This is a genomic window from Aliiglaciecola sp. M165 (assembly GCF_007197995.1).
Taxonomy (GTDB): domain Bacteria; phylum Pseudomonadota; class Gammaproteobacteria; order Enterobacterales; family Alteromonadaceae; genus Aliiglaciecola.
This window is the reverse complement of record NZ_VKKH01000004.1, coordinates 552,350-576,119: the sequence shown is the minus strand read 5'-3', so window position 1 is coordinate 576,119 and position 23,770 is coordinate 552,350. Positions and strand designations below refer to the sequence as shown.

Below are 23,770 nucleotides of genomic sequence, written 5' to 3'. Positions count from 1 at the left end.
TAAACCCTACCTACTACTGTGCTTGTAAACGCAATTCTGCGGTTGAACGGCTGATATGGCCGAGCAGATTTTTGACGTCACTGGTTTTAGGTTTAATTAATCTGAACTTATCAAGGTGCTGAGCGAATTCAGTTAACAACATGAGAGCGTGTTCACTACCTGTTTCTTCATAATGTTGATTGATCAAGCCGCGAAGATGCTCCGACAATATGCCTTTTTCTTCAATTGGCATAATATCCAAAAGCTCCGGGTTGACACGGTATTCAATATCGTTGTGCTCATCATACAAGTAGGCAAACCCACCCGTCATGCCTGCGCCAAAGTTAACACCAACACTTCCAAGTACGGCAACGATGCCTCCTGTCATGTATTCACAGCCGTTATCGCCAGCCCCTTCAACGACGGCAATAGCGCCGGAATTTCTAACGCCAAAGCGTTCACCTGCACGTCCGGCAGCAAACAGTTTTCCACCGGTTGCGCCATACAGACAGGTATTGCCCATTATGGTACTCACGTGAGGATCGAAAGTGATATTGCGCGGTGGATAAATGACCAGCTTACCGCCTGTCATGCCCTTTCCGACATAATCATTTGCATCACCACAAAGGCTCAACTCCAGACCGCCAGCGTTCCATACACCAAAACTTTGTCCCGCTGTGCCGGTAAAGCTAACTTTGATCGGCTGATCCTGCATTCCCTGATTACCATGTTGCTTGGCGATTTCACCGGATAACAAAGCACCAACGGAACGGTCCGTATTGCGGATTGGGAAATCCAATTTCAACCCAGATTTATGTGCCACAGCTTGTTTGGCTTTTTCTAACATCTGTTTGTTCAGTAAACCTTTGTCCAATGGAGCATTAGTGGTTTCAGAACAAAATAAGCGGGTATGTGAGCCGGCTTCAGGTTTACTTAAGATCGGACTCAAATCCAATTTGTTTTGACGAGCTGTAATGCCATCAAGCACACTTAATAACTCGGTGCGACCTACCAGATCGTCGAACTTGGCTACTCCCAAACCCGCCATGATTTCACGTACTTCCTGGGCAATGAATTTAAAGTAATTCATCACCATCTCTGGCAAACCAATAAAGTAGTTGTCTCGTAGTTTTTCATCTTGGGTTGCGACACCGGTAGCACAGTTGTTTAAGTGGCAAATACGCAAGTATTTACACCCTAATGCCACCATTGGTCCGGTACCAAACCCAAAACTTTCTGCCCCAAGAATCCCAGCTTTGACCACATCAAGACCGGTTTTTAGGCCGCCATCTGTTTGTACACGAACTTTATGACGAAGGCCATTTTCAACAAGCGCTTGCTGGGTTTCAGCGAGTCCAAGCTCAAATGGGCTGCCCGCGTATTTAACCGAAGTCAGTGGGCTAGCTCCAGTGCCACCGTCGTAGCCGGACACCGTGATCAAATCGGCATAGGCTTTGGCAACACCTGTAGCGATGGTCCCGACGCCAGGTTCAGAGACCAATTTCACCGAAATCAGCGCATCTGGGTTGACTTGCTTAAGGTCAAATATCAATTGCGCCAAATCTTCAATTGAATAAATATCGTGATGGGGTGGCGGAGAAATTAGGGTGACACCAGGCACCGAAAAGCGCAGTTCAGCAATATAGTTATTCACCTTGTCGCCAGGTAATTGCCCACCTTCTCCTGGCTTAGCACCCTGAGCCACTTTAATCTGAATCACATCGGCATTAACCAGATAATGCGGGGTGACACCAAAGCGTCCTGAGGCGACTTGCTTAATTTTAGAATTCTTTTCGGTATTGAAGCGCGCTGGGTCTTCACCACCTTCACCAGAATTAGATTGACCACCTAATCGGTTCATCGCAATTGCTAGCGCCTCGTGTGCTTCAGGACTCAAGGCACCGATTGACATTGCAGCCGTATCAAAACGAGGGAATAATTTCTCAGCAGGCTCTACGCTTTCAATGTCGATAGGGTCGTTATCAGGATTTAACTGCAGCAAATCCCTAAAATGTGAAGGCGAGCGACCATTCACTAATTCAGCAAAGACCTGATAGTCTTCATAGCGACCTGATTTAACTGCAACTTGCAAACTGGTCACCACATCAGGGTTGTATGCGTGATATTCGCCGTCGTGCACATATTTTAGCAATCCGCCATGGGAAATCGCTTTCCTCTTCAACCAGGCAATCCTGTTCAGATTGATCTGGTCTTGCTCAAAATCATCAAAACCAGCGCCTTCAATGCGGCTAGGTATGCCCTTAAAGCAAAGTTCGGTCACATCTTTGTTGATACCAATAGCTTCAAAGAGTTTGGAGCTTCGGTAACTCGCAATAGTGCTAATGCCCATTTTAGACATGATTTTAAACAAGCCCTTGTTGATCCCTTTGCGGTAATTCAACGTGGCTTGCATGGCGCTCATTTTGATCTCGCCATTTTCAACCATTTGCTCAATGGTTTCGTATGCCATAAATGGATAAATGGCTGTCGCCCCAAGTCCAATCAACACAGCAAAATGATGCGGATCTCTTGCTGATGCGGTTTCCACTATTATGTTGGCGTCACAACGTAGCGCCTTTTCAATTAAGCGGCGCTGCACGGCGCCAACAGCCATGGCCGCCGGGATCGGTAATTTATTGGGTTTTATGTTTCTGTCAGAAAGGATAACGAAGGCCGCATGCTTTTGTTTGACCAAATATTCGGCTTCGTGACAAATTCTTTCCAGTGCTTTCTTCAGACCTTCTTCGGGCAAGTAATTCAGGTCAATAACTTCTGAATAATAATGCTCAGAATCAAACTCACGCAGCTGTTTCAAATCGGTATACATGAGAATAGGTGAACCAATCAAAACACGGTTTGCATAACCTGAGGTTTCGCTGAATACATTCTGCTCACGACCTATACAGGTTGCCAATGACATAACATGGTTTTCGCGCAAGGAGTCGATTGGCGGGTTAGTAACCTGAGCAAATTGCTGACGGAAGTAATCGTAAATCGTACGTTGTTTAGACGACATCACCGCCATCGGTGTGTCATCACCCATTGAACCAACGGCTTCCTGGCCATCGTTGGCTAGGACTTTAATGATTTGTTGGATCTCTTCGTAACTGTAATTAAACAGTTTGTGGTACGTTGACATCATCTCATCGTCAAACGCGCGTTTGCCGATCAAGCTAGCATCACACTCTTCAATCGGTAACAGCTTCTGAATATGCTGATCTATCCACTCTTTATAAGGATGACGCTCTTTAAGGTCTTCATCAATTTCATTGGAACGCCAAATTTTTCCTGTATAGGTATCGACGGCAAACATCTCACCGGGACCAACACGTCCTTTTTCTACTACATCTTCTGGCTGATAATCCCAAATGCCTATCTCTGACGCCAAGGTGATCAATCCATCTTTGGTTAATACGTAGCGGGCAGGTCGCAAACCGTTGCGATCCAGGTTACAAGCTACGTGTCTGCCGTTGGTCAGCACTATCCCGGCTGGGCCATCCCAAGGTTCCATATGCATAGAATTAAATTCGTAAAATGCACGCAGATCGTCATCCATTGTCTGGTTGTTTTGATAGGCAGGTGGAACAAGTAAACGCATGGCTCGGAATAGATCCATCCCACCCGCTAAAAATAGCTCTAGCATATTGTCTAATGATGACGAATCCGATCCTTCAACGTTAACAAATGGTGCGGCATCTTGAAGATCTGGTAAAAGTGGCGTGGTAAACTTGCCTGATCGCGCTTGCGCCCAGTCTCGATTCCCCCTGATTGTATTAATCTCACCATTGTGCGCTAAGAAGCGGAAAGGCTGAGCCAATGGCCATTTAGGTAAAGTGTTAGTAGAAAAACGCTGGTGGAATACACAAATCGCGGACTGCAAGCGTTCGTCTGCTAAGTCCAAATAGAAGTTAGGCAAGTCTCTTGGCATTACCAAGCCCTTGTAAATGGTTACCAAGGCTGAAAGGCAGGCGACATAAAACTCACTGTCATCTTGCAGGCGTTTCTCTACGCGGCGACGAACCATGAAAAGCCGGCGTTCGAGATCACGTTTACGCCATCCAGGAGGTGCATTAACAAATACCTGCTCAATTTGTGGAACACCTTGAGCTGCCAAGTCACCTAAAACCGAATGATCAACTGGAACCTTTCGCCAGCCAACCACTGCTAAGGTCTCTTTTTGTAATTCATCATTCAACGCTTGGCGAGCAACTTCTGCTTTGTCTTCATCAGGGTTCAGGAAAATCATCCCAACGCCATATTTCTTACCTAGCTTCCAACCATTGTCTTGGGCTATTTGATGAAAAAATGCATCAGGTTTTTGCAGCAGCAATCCGCATCCGTCGCCTGTTTTGCCATCCGCAGCGATACCGCCACGATGCTGCATGCGATCGAGTGCTTCAATAGCGGTGCGCACTAGCCGGTGACTTGCTTCACCTAGGGTGTGCGCAATCAATCCAAAGCCGCAATTGTCCTTAGAATCATTAGGGTTATACAAACTCATTAACGTAACTCCTTCAACCTTAGGCCGGGTAAGGTTGTGTGTGCCAACCAGTGTGTTGGTTGTGGTACTGCTTCGAGCCTGACTTCTATGGTCAGTTTTGCTCTGTGCTACTTATTATTGTTTTTCTTGTCGTTAGTGTGAGGATACCAGCCGGTTATCGAATTTTTATGTCTTTTTAGCCAAGCGGCCTGACAAAATACCCACATTAAACTCAGAAATCAATTAACGAGTTTGAGATATTCCATGGTTTTTTGAAAATAATTACTGAATATGAATTATAAGTCATTAATAACAATGACTTAACTATTCAAATGAACAAATGGTTATAATTTAGAAACAAACAATAAGATGCTAATAAATTGTTAAGAATGCGTAGGATTCTTGATGAAAAGTGGAATAATTGGTCAACTTTACTAATCACCAAGCGCATAATTATTTAGTTTAATTGCATACATTGGTCATGCTTACTTTGTAAACATAGGCTTCTACACGTTTAGAAATGTGTCGTCGGTTAAAAAATAGACTAACCTTTTAGGTAATGAATAACACATTACAAAAAAAGGAATGAGTATGAGTTGGTTTAGCACGTTGTTTTCTGGTGGTGCGTCAGAAGTTGTAGAACGAGTCGGTGACGTGATAGATGAATTCCATTTGTCTGGCGAAGAGAAACAGAAATTTAAATTGCAATTGCGACAAGTAGTGGCGGCAAGGGAATCTGAAGTTGAACAAACCATTCGCAAAAATTTAGAGGCAAAAGAACGCATCTTGGTAGCTGAGCTTGCTCAAGGTGACGCCTACACCAAGAGGGCTCGTCCGACAGTTGTGTATTTTGGACTAGTCATGATAGGGCTTAATTATTTTGTCGTTCCATTGGTTGGATTGCTTTCAGGATCAGACCCTATTCCATTTGAATTACCCACACAATTTTGGGCTGCTTGGGGGGGAATTGTTGCAACCTGGGCTGTAGGTCGCAGTTTCGAAAAAGCGGGTGCTGGTAACAAAATTACAAATAAAATAACAGGCAATAAACGAGTCTCATTATTGGAAGACGACTCCGCAGCGGGTTAAGGAAACTCTTATGGCTTCAGAAATGACAATCACCGAACACAAATTGTCCGGTGGTAATGCGAAATACCAAGCGTCTCCTAATCACGGTGGGAAGTTTAATCAAAGTCGAGCTGACACTATTGTTATTCACTTCACCGCAGGAAGTAGCTTTGATTCTTCGGTAAATCACCTTTGTAGTGAAAAAGCCAAAGCATCGGCGCATTTGGTAATTGGTCGGGGCGGCGAAGTCACTCAATTGGTTCCATTTGATACTATTGCATGGCACGCAGGCAGGAGTCAGTGGAAAGGTCGCTCAGGTTTAAATCGCTTTTCTATTGGCATTGAGCTGGATAACGCAGGGGAACTTACCAAAAATGAAGCCGGAGAGTTTTCCTCTTGGTTTAATCGCGTTTATTCTGCTAGCGAAGTGCACAAAGGTGTACATAGAAACCAATCAAAAAGCAGTTTTTGGCATGCTTATTCGCAGACCCAAATTGAAAAAACCTTTGAGATCTGTGAGTTGTTATGTGAAGTGTATGGAATAACAGAAATCCTCGGACACGAAGAAATAGCCCCTTCGCGAAAAACAGATCCTGGCCCTGCGTTTCCACTGGAAAAGCTGCGCCAAAGCGTCACCACTGATAGAGCTGAAGACGGTGCTGATGATGAATTTCAAATGCAACGGGAAAAAACCGTTATTGCATCAAAATTGAATGTCAGAAGCGGTCCAGGTGCTGAATTTGCAGCGATCTCTAAACCTTTACTCCTCGGTAGTCATGTGAAAGTGATTGAGCGCCAAGGTGAATGGTCTCGAATCGAATTTACCCAAACAGGTTGGGTAAGTGGGCGCTTTTTGCGAGACAAAGGAAGTTAATTCTCGTTCAGCTTACCTCACCGACTTTTTCTTGATAGCATTGTATTAATTGCTATTTTGGAACCCTACCTATGCAGTCAAAAGCCCCTATTGAATCCTGGGCAATCGGTGTCGCACAGTTTGTTAAACGCTTTGGCACTCTTAGAGTCAGTATTTTATTTGTCTTTTTAACACTCGCCTTTACGCTCGGCGGGTCCTATGCATTAAGGATGGGCATTAGCGGAGAAGTCGATTTAGAGGATTTTGTTAGCGCAATTATCCTAACGTTGTTGAGTGCGCCATGGGTTTTGTTTGTTTTCACTGAGCTGGTAAAACAACTCGAACAAAGCCGTGCAAGCCTCACCCAAGTTGTGCAGCAATTGGAACGTCTCCGAGAAGAGGACGTTTTGCTTAACAGAGAACTGCAAAGCAACATTAAACGGTTAAATCACGAAATTGAACAACGCAAAGATGCTCAACTTGAGCGAGAAAGGGTATTTAACGAGCTCGAGCGAGAAATTAATGAAAAATCAGAGCAAGAAGAACAAGCTAAACGGCTTTCGACGCTGTTACGCTCTATTATTGATGCCTCACCGGATTTAATCTACTACCGAAACGAAGAAGGCCAATTTGCTGGCTGTAATCGGGTTGCGGAACAAATGACGGGCAAAACTGAGGAAGAATTGATAGGACTGACCCCTCATCAAGTGTATGACGAAGATCTTGCGCGCCAAGTGGTGGCAAGTGATCATGAAGTACTTGAAACAAATGCCAGTATCACCGAAGAGCTATGGTTGCGATTTGCAGATGGTCGGCGCCGATATTTTGAGATGCGTAAGGTTCCATTTTACGATGCGGTAGGGACACGTTTGGGTTTATTGGCCTTTGGACGGGATATTACAGAACGCAAGCAAGCCGAAAATGCGGTTGCCAAAGCGAATAAAGATAAAACAGCATTTATTGCAACAATCAGCCATGAATTGCGCACTCCACTAAACGGTATCGTTGGGTTGAGCCGCATGCTCCGGGATACTAATTTAACTGAAGAGCAGTTCGCCTGGGTCAGCACAATTTATGCGAGTGCCATCACATTAGGTAACATTTTTAATGATATCATTGATTTGGATAAACTCGACAGAGATCGACTGGAGTTGTCGCTTAAAACGGTGTCAATAAAAGAGTTTTCCAATGAATTGAGCAGCATCATTCAGTTGTTGGCGGCAGACAAAGGATTGAAGTTTGAAACTGAAATCATAAACCCTATCCCCGCTCAAGTAGAAGCGGACGGTACCCGATTGCGCCAGGTTTTATGGAATTTGTTATTTAATGCCATTAAATTTACGCAAAAAGGTAAAGTCTGTTTGACTGTGGAAGCGCATGATCACCCAGATAAGCTGGGTATCAGCATGGTTAAGTTCACTATCAAAGACACAGGGGTAGGGATCCCAAAAGAAGAAATAGATAAAATTTTTGCCATGTATTATCAGGTTAATCACCCCGATCATCAATCAGCCACGGGCACCGGTATTGGCTTGGCGATATGCAAAGAAATGGTTCAATTGATGAATGGGGAAATACGCGTCAACAGCCTTGTTGGCGAGGGTACATGCTTTACGGTTGAATTGCCCTTAGCGATAAACAACACGCCGCTACAAATGCAACAGTTGCACGTTCAGGGCCTGGAAATTTTATTGGTTGAAGATATTGAACTCAATGTGATGGTTGCTAAGGCGCTGCTTGAAAAACTGGGTCAGCACGTAGAAGTCGCCATGACTGGCCAAGAAGCACTGAAAATGGCTCGGGAAAAGCAATACGATTTAATATTGCTTGATATTCAGCTGCCCGATATGACCGGGTTTAATGTTGCCAGTGTCCTTCACGATGAAAATCTGGTTGAACAGACACCTATTGTTGCATTAACAGCCAATGTGATTAAAAAGCGCCAGGAATATCTCAACAATGGTATGGATGACGTTATTGCCAAACCCATCAAAAAGAGTCGTGTGATCGAAGTCTTTAATCAGTTGTTTAGTGAGCAGCCCAGTATTCCGCAGTTCTCGGTAGAAGAAGCAAAAACTAGTGAAATGGAGGCCGTCCTGGATCTTGATCTGCTGCAAATGCTGGCAGACACCATAGGGCATGAAATGGTCAGAACCAGTGTCGGTGTGTTTCAGGAAAATATGCCTGAATACATGGATGTGCTTAAAATTAGCTTGAGTGCCAATGAAAAAGACGAAGTTTGCTCTCAGGCGCATAAAATCAAAGGTGCAGCAGGTTCAGTAGGATTGGCTAGAGTGCAAAAAATCGCCAATCGAATTCAACAGGGAGATCATCCGACATGGTGGGAAAATGTGCACGATTGGGTAGAAGAGTTAGAAATGGCTGAAAATCAGGATCTCGCTAAACTCAATGATTGGTTAAGTGCACAGAATATTGATGATTAATTGGGATTCGTTTGGGGAGACAACTATTGGCAATACTCGATCGTCAGGTAATCGCATCAGCCCAAGAAAGCGTTCTTTGTTGGTTGGCAACGGTTGATTCTGACGGTCAGCCTAACGTATCACCGAAAGAGATTTTTACGGTGTATCACGACGACGAGATTATCATCGCTAATATTGCTTCTCCGCATAGCGCCAGAAACATCAAAGCCAACCCAAAGGTATGTGTAAGCTTTATACATATATTTAAGCAAAAAGGTTACAAAGTTTACGGAAGAGCAACCTATCTCGAGCAAAAGAACAATGGATATGAAGAAAGGATAGCTATTATCGCTCAATTGACCAAGGGGCAGTATCCCGTTGCAGGCATCTTTAGTATTAAAGTGGATCGTGTATCGAAGATAATTGCACCAAGTTACTCTTTTTTTCCGAACATCAGCGAGCAAGAGCAAGTCGATTCTGCTAAGAAAACCTACAGACTCAAATAATCTCATCAAGCACAAGATATTTCGGCGCTGAAAAACGCCGTTTTTTCAATGACTCATCGTAACCCGTTTAATTGTCTATTTAACCTCAATCCGGGATTGAGGTTATTGATACCAATCCACTTCTTTGAGTGGATTGGTAGTATTCTAATTTCATGACTAAATTCGTCAAATAATCAATCAGCGACTAATCTAATTAAATTGTTTACAGAATTCATATTAATAATATAATAGTATTTATATTGAAGGTTTATCTTTTTGCGCGTTTTTGGACGTAACTATGACTAATTTTAATCCTGTAGATCACCCACATCGAAGACTCAATCCGTTGACAGGAGAGTGGGTATTGGTCTCCCCTCATCGGGCAAAGCGTCCATGGCAAGGACAAGTAGAAAAAACTGAGCAAGAAAAAGGTCAAAGTCACGATCCCACGTGTTACTTATGTGCACGTAATACTCGTATTAACGGAGAGGTTAACCCTGACTATCAGGGGACGTTTGTGTTCACCAATGACTTTGCGGCATTGATGACTGACACACCTGCTTCTAATGAGGAAAATGATGACCTCTTTACGCTCAATTCTGCACGAGGGACCAGTCGAGTTATTTGCTTTTCGCCAGATCATGATAAGTCTTTGCCAGAAATGTCACACAATGCCCTAGAAGAAGTTGTGTCGACTTGGTGTGAACAAGTAGAAGAGCTGGCCGAAGACTATATCTGGGTGCAGGTTTTTGAGAACAAAGGCGCCGCGATGGGGTGCTCTAACCCACATCCTCATGGACAAATATGGGCAAACGACTTTATTCCGGTTGAAGTAGAAAAAGCGGACAAAAATCAGCAACTTTATTACCAAAAGCATGGCACGTCGATGCTGCTAGATTATGCTCAAAAAGAATCGGCAAAAGGCACTCGCACTGTGGCTGAAACTGAGCACTGGATTGCCGTGGTGCCCTATTGGGCAGCGTGGCCATTTGAAACATTATTAATGCCAAAATTCGCCTGCCAAAGAATGCCTCAATTGAATCAAATACAGAAATCCGATTTGGCTGATATTCTGAAAAAACTCACTAGTCGCTACGACAATTTATTCCAATGTTCTTTCCCCTATTCTATGGGGTGGCACGGGGCACCTAACAATGGTCAAGAGAGCCCTTATTGGCAACTACACGCACACTTCTATCCGCCTTTGCTCCGCTCGGCTAGTGTTCGCAAGTTCATGGTGGGTTACGAAATGATGGCTGAGCCACAACGTGATCTGACGCCTGAACAGGCTGCGCAGAGGCTACAAGCCCTTAGTGATATTCATTATAAGGCAACAGGGGAGTGATAGAATGATCAATCAAAGCATTCTTAAAGGACTTAAGGAAAATTTCACCAGTCACTTTGGGGCGCAACCTGCGCGAATTTTTCAAGCACCGGGAAGGGTAAACCTGATTGGAGAACATACCGATTATAATGACGGCTTTGTATTGCCTTGCGCGATCGATTATCAAACTCTCATCGCAGTAACGCCCAGAAAGGACAAGGTAGTAAGAGCGGTGGCTGCGGATTACGAAAACCAAACCGATGAATTCGAAATTAGTGATTCGATTCAAAGTCATCCAGATCAACTTTGGAGCAATTATGTCAGAGGTGTTGTGAAGCATCTTGTGCTCAAAGGATTGAAATTCCAAGGAGCGGACATGGTGATCACCGGCAATGTACCTCAGGGAGCAGGATTGAGCTCTTCAGCATCGCTGGAGGTCGCTGTAGGTGAAACTTTTCGGCTGTTGTATGATTTACCTATCAGCAAAGAGGATGTAGCGCTAAATGGCCAGGAAGCTGAAAATCAGTTTGTTGGCTGCAATTGCGGGATAATGGATCAAATGGTGAGCGCTTGTGGCGAAGCATCAAACGCTTTGCTACTTGATTGTCGTACCTTGCACACAAAATTAATCAAGATGCCTGATGATCTCAGTGTGATGATCATAAACTCTAATGTTAAACGTGGCTTAGTTGATTCTGAATACAACACGCGGCGTGAACAATGTGAGCAAGCCGCAGCTATTTTAGGGGTGCCCGCGCTTCGAGATATTAGCTTAGAGTCTTTGGAAAACAGCAAAGGAATGTTACCGGAAGTTGTTTATCGTCGGGCTCACCATGTGGTTTCTGAAAACGAACGTACACTTAAAGCTGCTGTTGCTCTAGAAAATGCCGATTATGCGCAGTTGTCTGATCTGATGGCAAAGTCTCACGCATCGATGCGCGATGACTTTGAAATCACCGTAAAACCCATAGACTATATCGTTGAAACCTTGAGTCAGATAATTGGAAATAATGGTGGAATAAGAATGACGGGTGGTGGGTTTGGTGGATGTGTTGTGGCGCTATTGCCGCACGATATGGTTGAAAACGCCGTCACCAAACTAAATGATAGCTACACGGCGCAAACCGGTTACCAAGCAGACGTGTATATTTGTAAAGCCAGTCCAGGAGCAGGAGAGATTAACTAACCCTAATCCCTGATTGGGGTCAACTCGCCGACCTAGCAAATATCACCATGGCAATACCACTTATAATAACCCCGGAGGCTATCATAAATGATAAAGATAGCGTTTCACTTAGTACAATCCATCCTCCCAGTGTTGCAAGTACAGGAACACTCAGCTGGCTAACAGCTGCGACGTTTGCTCGCAACTGAGGTAATACTCTATACCAAATCGCATAACCTAGCCCTGAGGTCACCGCGCCAGAAAGTGCAGCGTAAAATGCGCCCTCGATTGAGAAGCTTGCATTAATAACTAATACCGGAAGCAAAATTAGTGATAACACTGACGCGCGACGAAAATTTGCGCTCGTGTCGGCCAACGCATCGGTTGACTTAGCTCCAACGAGAGAGTAGATGCCCCAGGCAACGCCAGATAATATCATTAGCACACTGCCAAGAATCGAAGGTGCATTGATGCCTGGCAGCACTAAATAAACGAATCCACTCATCGCAATGATAAATCCTAACCATTCTAGTGAACTCAATCGATTACCTTTAACAATGCTGACGAGAATCATAGTTATTTGCACACTACTAAAAAGTATTAGTGCGCCCATCCCGGTATTGAGTTCAATATAGGCATACGAAAACGCCGTGGCATAGAGAAATAAAGCGATTGCTCCTGCCCAACTACCCTGAGGTGTAGACTTGCTCAGAGCACGCCTTGTCTTTAAGCGCGAAAACAATACCAGTGTGCTAAGCATTGCAGCACCAGAAATGACTCTGAGTACAGTAAAGCTAGTCGCATCTATGGTCTGCTCGGCCAATGCCAGTCGGCAAATCAGTGAATTTCCGGCGAACGCCACGAGAGCCATCAACGTATATAAAATGGTCGTTAAGTGAGAAATTGGTTTTCTCCGCTAGGTGTTAGAGAAGGAATAGCGTTGCAGTGCCTAAGAATGCAAAAATGCCGACAACGTCAGTGATCGTCGTTAAAATAACACTACCAGCCAAAGCAGGGTCTATTTTGAGCCTCTTCATAATCAAAGGAAGTGTCGCTCCAGCCAATCCTGCAGCTATCATATTTATCATCATCGCAAAGGCAATGACAGCGCCCAGCATCCAATCTTGTTTCCATAAGGCGATGACTGACGCAATGAAAATAGCCCAAATGGCACCATTGAAAAAACCTATTGCCAATTCCTTAGCGATCAATGAGCGGGAGTTGCTTTCGCTAACATGACCCAACGCCATCCCCCTGATAACGAGTGTGAGTGTCTGATTTCCTGCAACACCGCCCATACTTGGCACTATTGTATTGAGGATGGCCAACACTGCTAATTGACTTAATGTCGCTTCGAATAGGTCACTGACTGCTGCCGCCATCAATGCGGTCAACAGATTGACTGCCAGCCAAATCGAACGCCTTTGGGTACTTTGCACGACAGGTGCAAAAGTGTCCTCTTCATCATCCAAACCCGCCATGCTCATCATGGAGTGCTCTGCATCTTCTCGGATGATATCAACTACATCATCAATAGTGATACGACCTAACAGTTGGTTGTTCTCGTCGACGACAGGCGCAGATAACCAGTTATAGCGTTCAAACAATTTGGCGACGTCACTCTCTGGCATATCCACAGGGATTGCTTCGGCGTCTTCATTCATCAAGTCTTCGACTTTCAATTCAGGCAGTGCAGTGAGAAGCTTTGTTACGGGTATCGTACCGATAAATTTATCGTTACGACTCACAACGTAGAAGGTGTCAGTTGTCTCCGGGATCTCACCTTTTAAACGCAGATATCGCAAAATTACATCAATGTTGACATCTGCTCTTAAAGTGATGGTGTCGGTATTCATGATGAACCCAGCAGTATCCTCACCATATGAAAGGGCCTTTTCGGCGCGTTGGCGATCCTGTTCATCCATGGATTCTAGGACGTCTTGGCTGACCGACTGCGGCAGGGTACTGAGTGTTTCAGCGATGTCATCGATGTCCATGTCTTCGAGGGCATCAACGACTTTTTCTGGCACCATCTGGCTGATAATGCCGTTACGGACATCTTCTGAAAGCTCTTCTAATACGTCACCATGAAAATCATCATCGAGCATATTCCAAAGCTCTGTCCGTGCTTTAAAAGGCGATGATTCTAGAAGAAGCGCTACATCACTTGCTGGCATTTCGTGAAGCAATTTACGTACATGCACGAAACGGCCACTGCTCAAAGCGAGATTAATCGCTTGCAGTTGACTTTGTGCATGTTTGATTTCGAGTGCTTCTGCCACGGAAGATTAAACCATTAAAAACTCATTGCTTTTAATAGTTTAGAGGAGAGAGTTGCACAGGTCAGCAATTATCTTTTAGATTGATGGATTAATTTAACCGACAACTATCTTATAAGATTCACTCGTCTTCGTTAAAGCGCTCAGCAATGAGCTTTTCAATTGCCTCTAATGCAGGTTCCGCATCCTTTCCTTCGCTGATCACGGTGACCTGTTTTCCTTGCGAGCTTTCCAGCATCATCAGTCCTAACACGCTATTAGCAGAAGCAGACTTTTCACCTTGTTTTAATGTCACTTGTGCATCAAATCGATTGGCTAGCTGCACCAACTGAGTTGCAGCTCGTGCGTGCAAACCGAGCTTATTAACAATCAGTATTTGCTTTTCAAAACGCATTAACGATTAAGCTCACGGTGGCGAATTTGTACGTCAGGATGAGAGGTTTCGAAGGTTTTTGCTAAAGATTCGGTGACATATACTGAACGGTGCTGCCCGCCCGTGCAACCAATAGCGACAGTGACATAACTGCGATTATTGCGCTCAAGGTGAGGCAACCAAGTGGAGATGAGGTTTTGGATCTGCCAGATAAATTTAGTCACTATGGGCTGTGAACCCAAAAAGATTTCGACGGGTGTATCTAAGCCCGTAAGATGCTTTAAATCAGGTTCCCAATGAGGATTAGGTAAAAAACGTGCGTCAAACACATAGTCAGCATCTTTGGGGATCCCATATTTAAATCCAAAAGACTCAAATACCAGAACCAATCTTGAGCTCTTTTTGCCAAGGATCCGCTCGCGTATCAACTCTGCTAATTGGTGCACAGAGAGTTTATCTGTATCTAGGTATAAATCAGCCCGTTCTGCTATCGGCGCCAAAAGTTGCCCTTCAGCTTGAATAGCATCGGCTAAGGATTTGTTCTGTCTAGATAGAGGATGTAAACGCCGTGTTTCGCTGAAACGCTTGACCAACATGTCATCACTGGCATCCAGATAAACAATTGTCATATCCCAAGTAGACGGCAGGTAGTCTAATATCTCGACCAGTTCTCCGGGCACTTTGGGTAAATTCCGTACATCGATACTAACTGCCACTTGATCATATTCGTCGACGACAGTGTGGGTGAGGGTTGGCAACAAGTTGACTGGGATATTGTCTACACAATAATAGCCAAGATCCTCCAAGGCTCTCAAAGCGATAGATTTTCCTGAGCCAGAGCGACCGCTAATAATGATCAATTTCATAAAACGATTGCCTCAAAAAGTTCTTTGTCCGAGTCTGCTTTTCTCAGGGTCTTGACAACATTCTTGTCGCTAAGTTTAGTCGCGATTGTCGCCAAGGTTTGCAAATGACCTTGCGCCTGATCTTCGGGTACAAAAATAGCGAAAAATATATCGACAGGACAATTATCAATGGCATCAAATGCTATCGAAGGTTTGCTGGTAACTAAAAATGCCATGACTTTATTGAGACCTTGTAATCGTCCATGCGGCAGGGCGATGCCATTACCAATTCCGGTACTGCCCAACTTCTCTCTGGACAAAAGGCTAGCTAAGATCGTCGCTTGGTCGATATCAGGTATTTTTTGTGCTGCGAGTTGGCTAATCGTTTCTAGGATGCGTTTTTTACTAGTGCCCTGAACTGCACAGGTAGTGCAGTCAGGGGATAATATATCTTTAATTTCCATTAATCGTCTAATTCAATGTCAATGGCGCTTAATCTTTTCCTTGTGCTTAATCACTTGTCGGTCAAGTTTGTCAATTAAGCTATCTATCGCTGCATACATGTCATTATGTTCAGATGTTGCGAACACTTCTCCACCTTTCAAATGGACAGTGGCCTCAGCTTTCTGATTCAATTTCTCAACGTTGAGGATGACATGTACGTTGTTAATGTGATCAAAATGTCGCTCGAGTTTGGTAAATTTTGTGTCTACGTAGTCTCGCAAAGAATCTGTAATGTCTACATGATGGCCAGTAAGGTTAATTTGCATAAAGCGCCTTCCTTCTGTTGATGAGCCTAGAGTAGGCTCTTGCGTTGGTTAGACGGTGGGATCGATAAAGACTCCCGGTATTTTGCTATGGTGCGGCGGGCAACCTTTATGCCTTGGTCTGCCAGCAGCTCAGCAATCTTGCTATCACTAAGAGGTTTAGTTGGTAATTCTGCAGCAACAAGCTTTTTAATCAGAGCTCGAATTGCTGTAGAAGAGCATTCTCCGCCAGAATCAGTGGCTACATGGCTAGAGAAGAAATATTTGAGTTCAAAAATCCCGCGAGGCGTGTGCATGTATTTCTGAGTTGTGACACGAGATATCGTTGATTCATGCATATCGACCATTTCAGCTACGTCGTTAAGCACCATAGGTTTCATCATTTCTGGACCATGTTCAAAGAAACCAATTTGTTGCTGGACGATACAATTTGCCACTTTGAGTAGAGTGTCGTTTCGGCTTTCCAAACTCTTGATAAACCACTTCGCTTCTTGCATATGAGAGCGAATGAACTGGCTGTCGTTGGTGTTTTTAGCGTTTCGACTCATAGCCGCGTATTGCTGATTCACATTAAGCTTAGGCAGACTATCCGGATTTAACTCCACTTGCCAACGGCCGTTCTTTTTCATCACTGAAACATCTGGAATGACGTATTCTGGCTCGCCTATCAGCAGTGCGCTACCTGGGCGAGGATTGAGCGTTTGCAAAAGACGCATAGCCTCGCGCAATTCGTCTTCTTTCAAACGTGTTTTACGCATCAAGGTTCGATAATCTTTACTGCCAAGTAAATCTGCGTAGTCGCCAATGAGAAGTTTAGCTTCATTAATCCAAGGGGTACTGCTGTCGAACTGATTGAGTTGAATTAGCAGACATTCCTGAGGTGTTCTGGAACCTGATCCGATTGGGTCAAACATTTGAATGCGCTTGAGTACACATTCCACTTCGTCCAACTCAATTTCTTCATTATCGAGACTATTTAGCACATCTTCCGTACTGATGGTTAAGTAACCTGACTCATCGATGGAATCGATAATAGCGATTGCAATGGCAATGTCGGTATCTGAAAAATGTGTAAGGCGCATTTGCCATAGTAAATGGTCTTGAATATTTTCGCTGGTTTCACCTTGAAATATTTGGTCGTCGTCGCCTCCGCCTGAACTCATAGGTGCAGGAGCAGATGATGCACTAATGTACTCGTCCCAAGTGCTATCAATGGGCAGATCTTCTGGTAGATCGCCTTTTTCTAGCGCTTCATTGGTATCTAGGCTGTCAGAAGCGGTTACCGCTTCTTCTGTCAGTTTGTCATTGGAATCGGACAACGCAGCATCGCCCGAAGGACCTTCTGATAGTTCTTCTACTTCCAAAAGTGGATTAGAATCCAGGGCTTCTTGAATTTCTTGTTGTAAGTCCAGCGTAGACAACTGCAACAGCCGGATTGCCTGTTGCAACTGCGGCGTCATGGTAAGTTGTTGGCTAAATTTAAGTTGTAACGAGGGCTTCATTTATAATTTGTTTTCTTACTCTGTTAGACAGATAACGGGTTTAAGTTTCAATACCTTTACTATAGCTTGAATTGCTCACCAAGGTATACATCTCTCACTTGTTGATTATTTAAAACTTCTTCTGCACTGCCCGAAGCGATAAGTTCACCGTGGCTCACAATATAAGCTTTTTCGCATACATCCAGTGTTTCTCGTACATTGTGGTCAGTTATCAACACGCCAATTCCACGATCTCTTAAATGCTGAATTATTTTTTTTATATCATTCACAGAGATTGGATCAACCCCGGCAAAAGGTTCATCGAGCAAAATAAATTCTGGATCAGCGGCCAACGCACGAGCAATTTCTACTCGGCGCCGCTCGCCACCGGATAAACTCATCCCTTGGCTGTTTCTAATGTGGTTAATATTAAATTCGTCGAGCAAGGCGTCTGCCTGCTCTTCTCGCTCCGCCGCGTTGAGCTCTTTACGCGTCTGCAAAATAGCCATTATATTTTGGTAGACAGTTAACTTCCTAAAAATAGACGATTCTTGCGGAAGATAGCCAATACCTTTCCTTGCTCGAACATGCATGGGTTCCAAGGTTAATTCAGTCTGATCAATGAATATTTCGCCTTTGTCTAAAGGAACAATACCGACAATCATATAAAACGTTGTGGTTTTGCCTGCCCCATTTGGACCGAGCAAACCAACAATTTGCCCTGTAGAAACTTCAAGACTCACGTCTCTAACTACTTGTCTTGATTTGTATGACTTTGCCAGATTAGCTGCTTTAAGCGTTGCCATTAAGGTTGGTCGTCCTCTTTTTGTTCTTTTTCTTTATTGGTCGGCTTTTCCGACTCATCTTGTCGTTTACGTAAGCTGTCGGGTTGGAAAATTGCGGTGACGCCACCTTCTTCCGATTCACTGCCTTGGGCGATTAATTGTTCCAATTCCATGTTAAACAGAATCGATTCGCCTTTGACCAAACTGCTATCTTGGTTTAATTCTGCCGCACCGGTAAGGGTCAATGTGCGGTTGTTGACCTCGTACTTAATCTCATTTGCAGCTGCACTTACGTTACTTCCATCATCAAGCACTTGGCTGTATTTGGCCGGTTCACCGCGGGCAATGAACACTTCTTTTCCTTCTCCTAACCCAGCAATGACTTCTACCTCGTCGGCGAGAATTTCCAGCGTGCCTTGGGTAATGCGAACATCTCTACGAAAAATAGATGTTTTCGTTTTGCCATCAAAGAAATTTGACTTAGAGTCGACTTTAATTGGTAAGCCGAAGTCATCTTCTCCAGCATAACTATTTGTCCCGAGCACCGAGGCAATTAGGAGTAAGCTAACGCGGAGCATATTGTGTTTGAACATGGTCTTTTAACTCATATATTTGGGTAGTTAAATTTGCAGTAAAGCCGTTGCTCATCACCACAAAATCTTTGCCATTTATTTCTACTGGCTGATCAGAAACCATTGTTTTATCAACCAGATTTATTTCTAAAAACTGTGTGCGAATGGTCTGCACAAAGCCACTTTCATCTAAACTTCGAATTTCGACGTCTGTTTCTAGTTGAATTCGATTATTTTCGTATAGTGTGCCCTCTGTCGCTTCAACATGCCAAGGATTATCGTCATTCGACACATAGATGGTATACCGAGGCTGACTAAATACTGTGAACCCAAGTAACTGGTAATGTTCCATCTTCAATGCAAAAACCTGGTGATTTATCTCACCATTTTCATCGTATAAGGTGCTACGCATGTTGCGCGCTTGATAATTAGGGCGCCACAATTGATCGGCGTCTTGTTCTTTTAGCTCAGGAGTTGTGGTCATCCAACCCGGCAGATATACCAGCAGTACCAACAAAAATAGTGCGCCAATACTGATGGTGATTCGGTTCATATGCTGCTACCAAAAGATTGATTGAGCTTATTTTTGGAAAACAAAATCAAATCACAAACTTCTCTCACAGCACCAGCGCCGCCATAAGTCTGGGTGACATACTCGGACCGTTGGCGCACTGTCGGATGGCCGTTTGGCACACTAATTCCAACATTCGCCTCTTCGAACATCGCTAAATCTGGCACATCGTCACCGATCGCAGCGATGTTTTCCTTTTTCAGATTTAGATGTTCTTTTAGTTTTTGCACGGCAGAGCGCTTGTTTTCCTCACCTTGAATAATCAAGGTTACACCTAATGCTGTCATCCTATCTTCGACAATCTGCGACTGCCTACCGGTCACTACTGCGACATCAATACCGATACTTAATAACGCTTTTACGCCATAACCATCAAGCGTGTTAAAGGCTTTTAGCTCTTCACCGTTATTACCCATGAAAATGTTACCGTTAGAAAAAACGCCGTCAACATCACAAACCAGTAGTTTGATTTTACCTAACTTGTACAGCAAGTTATTGGTGACAGGACCATATAGCGTGTCAATTAACGACATTAAACGACTCCGGCTCTAAGTAACATGTGCATATTGAGTGCTCCAACTGGAACGGTGTTTTTGTCTACGATTATCATCGAATTAATTTTATGTTTTTCCATTAAGTTTAAGTTTTCGACCGCAAGCATTTCTGCATTTCCCGTAACACTTCCAGGTGTCATGACATGATTAACTGAAGTTCGATGAATATCGAGACGATCATCCAATATTCGTCTGAGGTCTCCGTCCGTAAAAATACCCACTAACTTTTGGTTTTTGTCTACAACCCCGGTCATACCAAGACCTTTTCGTGAAATTTCTATTAGCGCATTGCTGATAGTCTCATGTTCATCAACCAGCGGCAGTTCATCTCCGGTATACATGACATCCGCTACTGTTAACAGAAGTCGTCTACCGAGACTTCCGCCCGGATGTGAAAGGGCAAAATCTGCAGAACTAAATCCACTCGCATCCAGCAACGCGATGGCTAGCGCGTCGCCCATTGCTAACGTTGCCGTGGTGCTGGCAGTCGGTGCAAGCCCTAAAGAGCACGCCTCTTTTTCAACTTTAATGCAGACAACAACATCGGCATGTTTAGCCAAGGTGCAATGGCGATTGTTTGTCATGGCAACAATCGGAATAGATAATCGCTTGATCACCGGAAGCAAATTTAGCAATTCAGCGGTTTCGCCTGAATTAGAAATGGCTAGCAATACATCTTGTTCAGTTAACATGCCCAAATCACCATGATTTGCTTCGCCTGGATGCATAAAAAATGCTGGTGTTCCTGTGCTTGATAGAGTTGCTGCGATTTTATTGCCAATATGACCAGATTTGCCCATGCCGCTAACCACGACTTTGCCAGTGCAATCACGGAGTAATTGACAAGCGCGATCGAAATGCTCGTCGATATACTGATCAAGTTGTTTTATCGCTTCAGATTCAATTTCCAGCACTCGAAGTGCAGATTGTCTGTATTGAGAAGACATTTTTTCTCTTTCTTCAGGCTAGTAAGTAATAACAGTAGATTAGATAGCAAGCTACCAGCGTGCCACCTTCCCAACGATTGATGCGTCGGGTACCGCGCAAATTAAAACTAAAGGCAATAAGCAAACCTGTGACCAGAAGCATTGCAAAAATGTCCCGAGTCGCTACATTTTCGTCAATGAGTCCTGGTGCAATAAGGCCTGGCATCGCCAATACTGCCAACAAATTAAAAATATTTGAGCCTATGATATTTCCTAAGGCTAAATCATCTTCACCTTTAAGCACGCCGGCAATACTCGCCGCAAGTTCAGGAAGACTCGTACCTAATGCGATGATAGTTAATCCAATAACAAGCTCACTCATTCCAAAAAAGCGGGCTATTTCTACCGCAGAGTCAACCATAAAGTGAGCACTGACCGGCAACATTATCAAACCGACTAGCACCCAAACCACTGCTCTGGAGGTAGGCACATTTTTAGGGAGTTCTTCTTCGGTCTCGGCTTGTAGAGGGTCACCCTTGTCGGCTTTTAAGGAGATGAGTGTTAGGCCTCCTATACTGACAAAAAATAGAATAATCAGAACGATGCCTTCGACGTGAGTTAAATGTCTATCCGACAGAAAATAAACTGCCAGTAGAGTTACAGCCATTAACACAGGCATTTCTCTGCGAATGGTAGAGCTGGAAACCATAAGCGGTTTAAGTAAAGCCGTGAGACCCAGGACTAAGGCAACATTGGTAATATTCGAACCAATAGCATTGCCTACAGCAGTGTTGGGGTTGTTATTCATTGATGCGGTCGCAGACACGACAATTTCAGGCGCTGATGAGCCCATTGCAACAATGGTTAGGCCAATGACCATAGGAGATATACCGAGGCTATTGGCCAATGCCGATGCACCAAAAACGAATCGATCGGCGCTCCAACTGAGTGCAACCAAACCGGCAATAAATATAAGCGCTTCTATTATCACTGAGCTAATTCATCTAAAAACAATGTTATGATTATCGCAAAATACACAGGTAATTCCTAATCGGCCAATCATAATACATAAATATTGTGATCATTTTTGTCAAAATCAAGCTACAAAAAGTTACGATTTTGTATTTCAGATTTTGTTACCTTTAGTTTTTGTGAATTAGGCTTGAAAAGTTATAGAATGACCGCAGATAGTGGGGCCGTGTGAAATATAAACGAATGTTGGCGTGTCTTATCCTCAAGGTGACTCGGAGTTTTAAGTGAAAAATTTGATTGAAATAGAGAGTTTGACCTTTAAACGGGGTGAACGTGTCATTTACGACAACATTAGTTTACAAATTCCGCAGGGAAAGACAACGGCGATCATGGGCCCAAGTGGGATCGGTAAAACCACACTTTTAAAATTAATTGGTGGTCAACTTCGACCCGCTCAAGGTGACATCAAATTTCGTGGTGAATCTATTCCCGGCATGACCAGAAACCGTTTGTTTAAAGTTCGTCGCCAAATGAGCATGTTGTTTCAAAGTGGTGCTTTATTTACCGAACTAAGCGTCTTCGACAACATTGCGTATCCGTTACGCGAGCATACAAAACTGCCTGAATCGCTAATAAAAACTATCGTGTTGTTGAAATTACAAGCGGTTGGACTGCGTGGTGCTGCTTACTTAATGCCGAGTGAGTTGTCTGGAGGCATGGCCCGCAGAGCTGCGCTGGCCCGTTCAATTGCATTGGATCCAGAATTGATTATGTACGACGAACCTTTCGCCGGCCAAGATCCGATTTCAATGGGAGTTTTGGTAAAGCTCATCAAAGAATTAAACAACGCCCTAAATCTGACTAGCGTTGTAGTGACTCATGATGTCACAGAGGTTATGAGCATCGCCGATTATGTCTATATTCTGGCGGAGAAAAAAATTATTGGTTCCGGCACACCAGAAGAGATTCGCCAAAGTGACTCGTCTTTGGTTCAACAGTTTTTAAATGGTGAAGCTGACGGTCCAGTACCTTTCCATTATCCGGCGACATCGTTAGAGAATGAATTTATGGGAGCGAGCTAATGGATTGGTTAGCGAATCTAGGAAGAGCAACACTAGACAGATTTGCTGCGGTAGGCAGAGCAAGCTACGTGCTGTATGGCGCATTGATTGCCGTACCGCAACTAAAAAATATTCCACTAACCATCCGTCAAATGTACGTGGTTGGTGTGCAATCTTTGTCCATTATCATGGTGTCAGGGTTGTTTATCGGCATGGTTATGGCGTTACAAGGCTATACGATACTAGTCGACTATGGCGCTGAAGGAAGCTTAGGGCCGATGGTGGCGCTTTCTATTCTTCGTGAACTTGGTCCGGTTGTCACTGCCCTGCTGTTTGCTGGTAGAGCTGGTTCAGCGTTGACCGCAGAGATAGGCTTAATGAAAGCCACTGAACAACTTAGTAGTTTGGAAATGATGGCGGTTGATCCGCTCAGACGTATCATCGCTCCAAGGTTTTGGGCTGGGATTATTTCAATGCCGATGCTCACCGTTATTTTTAGCGCAATAGGCATTTTAGGTGGGCATTTGGTTGGCGTGGAATGGTTAGGCGTTGACGCTGGCAGTTATTGGTCAATCATGCAATCAACCGTCGAATGGAACGAAGATGTCATGAATGGTGTCATTAAAAGTGTTGTGTTTGCTTTTGTTGTCACTTGGATAGCCATTTTTAAAGGATATGATTCGATCCCGACATCAGAAGGGATCAGCGCAGCAACCACACAAACCGTAGTGTATTCGTCACTCGCCGTGTTGGGGCTGGATTTTGTTTTAACCGCAATAATGTTTGGAATTGAGTGAGGATACAGGC

At 44.1% G+C, this 23,770-nt stretch carries 22 protein-coding genes; 8 read left to right on the top strand and 14 right to left on the bottom strand.

Going from position 1 to position 23,770, the window contains the following annotated elements:
* Positions 1 to 13 precede the first annotated feature (13 nt).
* On the bottom strand, positions 14 to 4,480 hold the full coding sequence (gene gltB, locus FM019_RS09835) for a glutamate synthase large subunit (RefSeq protein WP_143835728.1): 4,467 nt from the start codon (positions 4,478 to 4,480) through the stop codon (positions 14 to 16).
* A gap of 570 nt (positions 4,481 to 5,050) precedes the next feature.
* Between gltB and FM019_RS09830 the strand changes: the two genes are divergently transcribed.
* The 6 genes from FM019_RS09830 (at position 5,051) to galK (ending at position 11,798) form a co-directional block, all read left to right on the top strand.
* A complete protein-coding gene (locus tag FM019_RS09830) occupies positions 5,051 to 5,548 on the top strand; it encodes a 3TM-type holin (RefSeq protein WP_185969245.1) in 498 nt (165 codons plus the stop codon).
* A 10-nt stretch (positions 5,549 to 5,558) separates the two neighbouring features.
* On the top strand, positions 5,559 to 6,401 hold the full coding sequence (locus FM019_RS09825) for an N-acetylmuramoyl-L-alanine amidase (protein WP_143835726.1): 843 nt from the start codon (positions 5,559 to 5,561) through the stop codon (positions 6,399 to 6,401).
* Positions 6,402 to 6,472: 71 nt separating this feature from the next.
* Complete coding sequence (arcB, locus tag FM019_RS09820; RefSeq protein WP_143835725.1) at positions 6,473 to 8,824, top strand: aerobic respiration two-component sensor histidine kinase ArcB; 2,352 nt, start codon at positions 6,473 to 6,475, stop codon at positions 8,822 to 8,824.
* Positions 8,825 to 8,850: 26 nt separating this feature from the next.
* Positions 8,851 to 9,309: a pyridoxamine 5'-phosphate oxidase family protein gene (locus FM019_RS09815; RefSeq protein WP_260681590.1), complete on the top strand. Its 459-nt coding sequence runs from the start codon at positions 8,851 to 8,853 to the stop codon at positions 9,307 to 9,309.
* A 277-nt stretch (positions 9,310 to 9,586) separates the two neighbouring features.
* Positions 9,587 to 10,633, top strand: a complete 1,047-nt coding sequence (locus tag FM019_RS09810; RefSeq protein WP_143835724.1) for a UDP-glucose--hexose-1-phosphate uridylyltransferase — start codon at positions 9,587 to 9,589, stop codon at positions 10,631 to 10,633.
* Positions 10,634 to 10,637: 4 nt separating this feature from the next.
* Complete coding sequence (gene galK, locus FM019_RS09805) at positions 10,638 to 11,798, top strand: galactokinase (RefSeq protein WP_143835723.1); 1,161 nt, start codon at positions 10,638 to 10,640, stop codon at positions 11,796 to 11,798.
* Between the two features lie 19 nt (positions 11,799 to 11,817).
* Here galK and FM019_RS09800 read toward each other — a convergent pair whose 3' ends face one another.
* The 13 genes from FM019_RS09800 to FM019_RS09740 all read right to left on the bottom strand — a co-directional run bounded on the left by FM019_RS09800 (position 11,818) and on the right by FM019_RS09740 (position 21,921).
* Complete coding sequence (locus tag FM019_RS09800) at positions 11,818 to 12,648, bottom strand: DMT family transporter (protein ID WP_143835722.1); 831 nt, start codon at positions 12,646 to 12,648, stop codon at positions 11,818 to 11,820.
* Positions 12,649 to 12,700: 52 nt separating this feature from the next.
* Positions 12,701 to 14,059, bottom strand: coding sequence for a magnesium transporter (mgtE, locus tag FM019_RS09795; RefSeq protein WP_143835721.1), 1,359 nt, complete (start codon positions 14,057 to 14,059; stop codon positions 12,701 to 12,703).
* A gap of 118 nt (positions 14,060 to 14,177) precedes the next feature.
* Positions 14,178 to 14,450, bottom strand: coding sequence for an HPr family phosphocarrier protein (locus FM019_RS09790; RefSeq protein ID WP_143835720.1), 273 nt, complete (start codon positions 14,448 to 14,450; stop codon positions 14,178 to 14,180).
* Entirely contained in the window at positions 14,450 to 15,295 is an 846-nt protein-coding gene (gene rapZ, locus FM019_RS09785) for an RNase adapter RapZ (protein WP_143835719.1), read from the bottom strand. The genes FM019_RS09790 and rapZ overlap by 1 nt, the downstream gene beginning before the upstream one ends.
* The gene (gene ptsN, locus FM019_RS09780; RefSeq protein ID WP_143835718.1) at positions 15,292 to 15,738 is read right to left on the bottom strand and encodes a PTS IIA-like nitrogen regulatory protein PtsN; all 447 of its coding nucleotides are present in this window, start codon (positions 15,736 to 15,738) and stop codon (positions 15,292 to 15,294) included. The genes rapZ and ptsN overlap by 4 nt, the downstream gene beginning before the upstream one ends.
* Positions 15,739 to 15,756: 18 nt before the next feature.
* On the bottom strand, positions 15,757 to 16,044 hold the full coding sequence (gene hpf / locus FM019_RS09775) for a ribosome hibernation promoting factor (protein ID WP_143835717.1): 288 nt from the start codon (positions 16,042 to 16,044) through the stop codon (positions 15,757 to 15,759).
* Between the two features lie 26 nt (positions 16,045 to 16,070).
* Positions 16,071 to 17,543, bottom strand: a complete 1,473-nt coding sequence (locus FM019_RS09770) for an RNA polymerase factor sigma-54 (protein WP_143835716.1) — start codon at positions 17,541 to 17,543, stop codon at positions 16,071 to 16,073.
* A gap of 59 nt (positions 17,544 to 17,602) precedes the next feature.
* Positions 17,603 to 18,328 carry an LPS export ABC transporter ATP-binding protein gene (gene lptB / locus FM019_RS09765; protein ID WP_143835715.1) on the bottom strand — a complete coding sequence of 242 codons (726 nt, stop codon included), beginning with the start codon at positions 18,326 to 18,328 and terminating at the stop codon, positions 17,603 to 17,605.
* Entirely contained in the window at positions 18,328 to 18,900 is a 573-nt protein-coding gene (gene lptA / locus FM019_RS09760) for a lipopolysaccharide transport periplasmic protein LptA (protein WP_143835714.1), read from the bottom strand. Before lptA ends, lptB begins: the two co-directional genes overlap by 1 nt.
* The gene (lptC, locus tag FM019_RS09755; protein ID WP_143835713.1) at positions 18,872 to 19,432 is read right to left on the bottom strand and encodes an LPS export ABC transporter periplasmic protein LptC; all 561 of its coding nucleotides are present in this window, start codon (positions 19,430 to 19,432) and stop codon (positions 18,872 to 18,874) included. The genes lptA and lptC overlap by 29 nt, the downstream gene beginning before the upstream one ends.
* Positions 19,429 to 19,983: a 3-deoxy-manno-octulosonate-8-phosphatase KdsC gene (kdsC, locus tag FM019_RS09750; protein ID WP_143835712.1), complete on the bottom strand. Its 555-nt coding sequence runs from the start codon at positions 19,981 to 19,983 to the stop codon at positions 19,429 to 19,431. The genes lptC and kdsC overlap by 4 nt, the downstream gene beginning before the upstream one ends.
* The gene (locus FM019_RS09745) at positions 19,983 to 20,951 is read right to left on the bottom strand and encodes a KpsF/GutQ family sugar-phosphate isomerase (protein WP_143835711.1); all 969 of its coding nucleotides are present in this window, start codon (positions 20,949 to 20,951) and stop codon (positions 19,983 to 19,985) included. The genes kdsC and FM019_RS09745 overlap by 1 nt, the downstream gene beginning before the upstream one ends.
* Positions 20,952 to 20,964: 13 nt before the next feature.
* Complete coding sequence (locus tag FM019_RS09740) at positions 20,965 to 21,921, bottom strand: calcium/sodium antiporter (protein ID WP_143835710.1); 957 nt, start codon at positions 21,919 to 21,921, stop codon at positions 20,965 to 20,967.
* A 265-nt stretch (positions 21,922 to 22,186) separates the two neighbouring features.
* Between FM019_RS09740 and mlaF the strand changes: the two genes are divergently transcribed.
* The gene (mlaF, locus tag FM019_RS09735) at positions 22,187 to 22,984 is read left to right on the top strand and encodes a phospholipid ABC transporter ATP-binding protein MlaF (RefSeq protein ID WP_143835709.1); all 798 of its coding nucleotides are present in this window, start codon (positions 22,187 to 22,189) and stop codon (positions 22,982 to 22,984) included.
* The gene (mlaE, locus tag FM019_RS09730) at positions 22,984 to 23,760 is read left to right on the top strand and encodes a lipid asymmetry maintenance ABC transporter permease subunit MlaE (RefSeq protein WP_143835708.1); all 777 of its coding nucleotides are present in this window, start codon (positions 22,984 to 22,986) and stop codon (positions 23,758 to 23,760) included. Before mlaF ends, mlaE begins: the two co-directional genes overlap by 1 nt.
* Positions 23,761 to 23,770 lie beyond the last annotated feature (10 nt).

What these genes read in the sequence shown, in the direction of transcription:
- hpf (WP_143835717.1), bottom strand. Translation starts at nt 16,044, where the DNA reads ATGCAAATTAACCTTACTGGCCATCATGTAGACATTACAGATTCTTTG.
- lptA (WP_143835714.1), bottom strand. Translation starts at nt 18,900, where the DNA reads ATGTTCAAACACAATATGCTCCGCGTTAGCTTACTCCTAATTGCCTCG.
- galK (WP_143835723.1), top strand. Translation starts at nt 10,638, where the DNA reads ATGATCAATCAAAGCATTCTTAAAGGACTTAAGGAAAATTTCACCAGT.
- FM019_RS09810 (WP_143835724.1), top strand. Translation starts at nt 9,587, where the DNA reads ATGACTAATTTTAATCCTGTAGATCACCCACATCGAAGACTCAATCCG.
- gltB (WP_143835728.1), bottom strand. Translation starts at nt 4,480, where the DNA reads ATGAGTTTGTATAACCCTAATGATTCTAAGGACAATTGCGGCTTTGGA.
- mlaE (WP_143835708.1), top strand. Translation starts at nt 22,984, where the DNA reads ATGGATTGGTTAGCGAATCTAGGAAGAGCAACACTAGACAGATTTGCT.
- kdsC (WP_143835712.1), bottom strand. Translation starts at nt 19,983, where the DNA reads ATGTCGTTAATTGACACGCTATATGGTCCTGTCACCAATAACTTGCTG.
- FM019_RS09770 (WP_143835716.1), bottom strand. Translation starts at nt 17,543, where the DNA reads ATGAAGCCCTCGTTACAACTTAAATTTAGCCAACAACTTACCATGACG.
- rapZ (WP_143835719.1), bottom strand. Translation starts at nt 15,295, where the DNA reads ATGAAATTGATCATTATTAGCGGTCGCTCTGGCTCAGGAAAATCTATC.
- FM019_RS09790 (WP_143835720.1), bottom strand. Translation starts at nt 14,450, where the DNA reads ATGCGTTTTGAAAAGCAAATACTGATTGTTAATAAGCTCGGTTTGCAC.
- lptB (WP_143835715.1), bottom strand. Translation starts at nt 18,328, where the DNA reads ATGGCAACGCTTAAAGCAGCTAATCTGGCAAAGTCATACAAATCAAGA.
- lptC (WP_143835713.1), bottom strand. Translation starts at nt 19,432, where the DNA reads ATGAACCGAATCACCATCAGTATTGGCGCACTATTTTTGTTGGTACTG.
- FM019_RS09745 (WP_143835711.1), bottom strand. Translation starts at nt 20,951, where the DNA reads ATGTCTTCTCAATACAGACAATCTGCACTTCGAGTGCTGGAAATTGAA.
- FM019_RS09830 (WP_185969245.1), top strand. Translation starts at nt 5,051, where the DNA reads ATGAGTTGGTTTAGCACGTTGTTTTCTGGTGGTGCGTCAGAAGTTGTA.
- FM019_RS09800 (WP_143835722.1), bottom strand. Translation starts at nt 12,648, where the DNA reads ATGGCTCTCGTGGCGTTCGCCGGAAATTCACTGATTTGCCGACTGGCA.
- arcB (WP_143835725.1), top strand. Translation starts at nt 6,473, where the DNA reads ATGCAGTCAAAAGCCCCTATTGAATCCTGGGCAATCGGTGTCGCACAG.
- FM019_RS09825 (WP_143835726.1), top strand. Translation starts at nt 5,559, where the DNA reads ATGGCTTCAGAAATGACAATCACCGAACACAAATTGTCCGGTGGTAAT.
- ptsN (WP_143835718.1), bottom strand. Translation starts at nt 15,738, where the DNA reads ATGGAAATTAAAGATATATTATCCCCTGACTGCACTACCTGTGCAGTT.